This is a genomic window from Armatimonadota bacterium (genome assembly GCA_020354555.1).
Taxonomy (GTDB): Bacteria; Armatimonadota; Hebobacteria.
This window is the reverse complement of the sequence record CP070648.1, coordinates 584,979-587,931: the sequence shown is the minus strand read 5'-3', so window position 1 is coordinate 587,931 and position 2,953 is coordinate 584,979. Positions and strand designations below refer to the sequence as shown.

Genomic DNA, 2,953 nt, shown 5'->3' with positions numbered 1-2,953 from the left:
GCCCGGTGTCGTCGCGCTTCGTGTGCAGGCAGAGCAGGGTGCTCGGCAGGCCGTTCGGGCCAGGCTTGCCATCGCCGAAGATCCAGCGAATGTCATTGCGCTTGACGTCGTACTCGCCGCGGTCGGTGGTAATGTGGAGCGTCTGCACGCGTCCGCCCGGTGATCGTCCATCGGTCTTCATCTCAATCAGGCGTCCGGGTGGCTCTTCGTCACCGGTGAGCACTCGCAAGTTCGCGTCGAGCAGCCGCTGCATCTCGGCCGCAGCGTACGTGCGCCGCCACCGGTAGCGCGGCGACCGCGCGCAGTAGTACGACGACTGCTCCGCCAGGAACTGCACCACCTGCGGCTCGGTCGGCTCTGCCGACGAGATGGACTTCGCACCGCGCGGCGCGTCCGCCGTCGCCCGTAGATAGGGCATCAAGTACCCGTCCCATACGCGATACGGGTCGTCCACGAAGCCGCCGCACACGGCGTGGTACACGGTCTCGGCGAGGCAGCCGTTGTACGTCAGCACGCAGCCCTTCGTCTCCGTAACCGCGGCGCGCACGCGCGTGATGTTGACATGCCCGCGGTACTGCTGGCAGTGCACGCCGTCGCACAGGTCGAACCCCTGCCGCTCGTGCTTGCCGAGGTTGAACAGCGCATAGGTGCGCGCGATGATGGCTTGCGCCTTGAGTGCCTCGGAATGGAAGTACACGGGCACTTCGGCGGCGACGACGCCAACGAGGTAGCTCTCCAATGGCAGGACGTTTATCGCTGAAAGCGAGCCGTGAGGATCGAGCGCGATCTCAACCTCGCCTCCGTACACCCCGCTGCGCGTTTGCGCGCCCCACGAGTACACGCGCACGCACTTGCCGGGAGCGCGCACGGTGGCTTTACTGCAGCGCACTTCTCCCTGCGGCGACTCAATGACGATGCGGTCGCCGTCCGGCCGCGCGAGGATCGGCCGCCCCGCGGGAAGCGGCAGCGACGAACGCTCTCCGTCTTTCTCGAATACGACGACGCCGCGCCCGGTGGGCAAAGCCTTCACCGCTTTCGCGTATTGAGCGACGCCGATGCGGATCGGCGCGCGCTGCAGTAGGTGCGGCGCGACCTCGTCGAAAGTTACCGTCTTCGGCAGCGCTCCGGTGCGGTGCAGGGAGCACGCGACGAGCAGCGCGGCCAGCCATTCATGATATGCCATCAGTAGGTCTCACGTATCGCACCCGGCGCCGACCAGCATTGCGACGAGATCCACGACGGATTCGACGATCACGTCGGCGCCTGCTGCGCCAAGCGTCTCTCGCGTACCGCCGCCGGTGAGGACGCCGACGGTCGCGGTCCCTGCCGCCTTGCCGACGGCGATGTCCATCGGATGATCTCCCACCATCGCAGCTTCCGCGGCTTCGCATCCGACGGCGATGAGCGCCGCCCGGACATGCTCGGGATCGGGCTTGACGCGGCTCACCGACTCGCGCGTCAGGAACGCGTCGCAGGCGAGCGAGGTCGCGCCCGGAATAGTCTCGACAGCGGTCCGGGAGTTGCGCGTCACGACCGCAAGCCGGTACCCCTCGTCGCGCAACCGCTTCATCGCCTCCGCCGCGCCCGGCACCAGGTGGGAGTCGCGCGCTCCGCGCAGCTCACCGTCGAGGATGATGCGCGCTGCGCGGTCACGGAAGGATCGTGCGTCCCCCTGTCCGGCCGCGATGATTTCTGCTGCTCGCTCGACCGCCTCCAGAATATACAGACTCTCCAGCTCCGGTGCGGCGACACTATATTCACCGGCCAACGCATAGACGCCTTCGCGTATGCCCTGGAAGTCATACCGTCCGGTTGCCAGCGTGCCGTCGAAATCGAATATGAGCGCCTTGAGCCTTGCGGGCAATGAGGACATCGAGCACCTGGTCTGCGCGCCGCGCGGGATCAGGGATAAAGAGCCACGGTAGCGACCTCGAACGGGCGCAGCGAGAGCCGGACCCCGCTCGCTGCGGAGCGCCGCCGGCTGCGTCCCTGAAGCGGCTCCTCGTTGAAATTCACCGGGCGCCAGCTTCTCATCGGATGCCCGAGTGTCAGCTTGCCCTTGACGGGATCGCTCGTCGTGTTATAGACGCGAACGATGAGGGCATCCTCGCGCTCCGATTTCTTCACCGCGCTGAGCGCGATATCCGGGTTATCTATGGCGAAGAAGCCGAATTCGCCGGGGTGGTCACCTTCGTGCTGAGTCGTGACAACAACGCGCGGCGGCGCATTGTGGCTGTGGGCCTGCATCCACGCCCTCGCGCTCATCCAGGTTCCGCCGTGCGGCAGCGCCGCGTAGCGGAACTCATGCACGCCCTGACACTGGGCCTCGGGCGCCGGCACTTCCGGCCCTGCGTTGTACGGCCGCGTTGGGTAATCGGCGCGCGACAGCCAGCCCACGCTGCGCAGCAGCGTGAGGCAGATCGTCGCGCCCTCGGCATCGCGACGCACCTCGTACTCCGGCAGGCCTTGATTGATAACGGTGAGGCCGACCTCGGCGTCATGAGCGTCGACGAAGGAATGCTGCACCTGCGTCGGCACCGGCTGCTGCGACCATCCCGGCTGCGACTCGGCGTCGAGCGGACGGTCAACCACGCAGAACTGCGCCTCGGCATCCGAGTGCGGTGCCTCCAACTCGGTCGGGAACAGCGCGCGCAGGCGATGATCCTTGGCGCGGTTATCAACCACCGTGCGGAAGTCCACACGCCGCGAGCCCGCGTCCAGCGTGACATATGTCGTAATCGGGCAGGCGACCCGCTCGGCGCTGCGGCGCATGCGATCTGTCTCTACACCGACAGGAAGCACAAAGTCGAGTTCGATGCGGAAGGTGGCGCGCACCGGCCCGGCCTCAATCAACGCGATGCGGGCCGCAGCGCTGGCCGTCGTGAAGGTTTCGCTGTTTAGCGAGTACGAGTAGTCGTATTCATCGCCGACGTCCTCGGTGCTCTCGAAGAGG

General features: G+C 66.6%; 3 protein-coding genes. All 3 read right to left on the bottom strand.

The genetic code is table 11. The annotated features are described in order from the left end of the window. Positions 1–1,183 (bottom strand): SpoIID/LytB domain-containing protein (locus JSV65_02405; protein UCH35224.1); only part of this gene is annotated, 1,183 nt, incomplete at its 3' end. A gap of 9 nt (positions 1,184–1,192) precedes the next feature. Continuing rightward, entirely contained in the window at positions 1,193–1,864 is a 672-nt protein-coding gene (locus JSV65_02400; protein UCH35223.1) for an HAD family hydrolase, read from the bottom strand. 38 nt (positions 1,865–1,902) lie between these two features. Continuing rightward, positions 1,903–2,953 (bottom strand): hypothetical protein (locus JSV65_02395; GenBank protein ID UCH35222.1); only part of this gene is annotated, 1,051 nt, incomplete at its 5' end.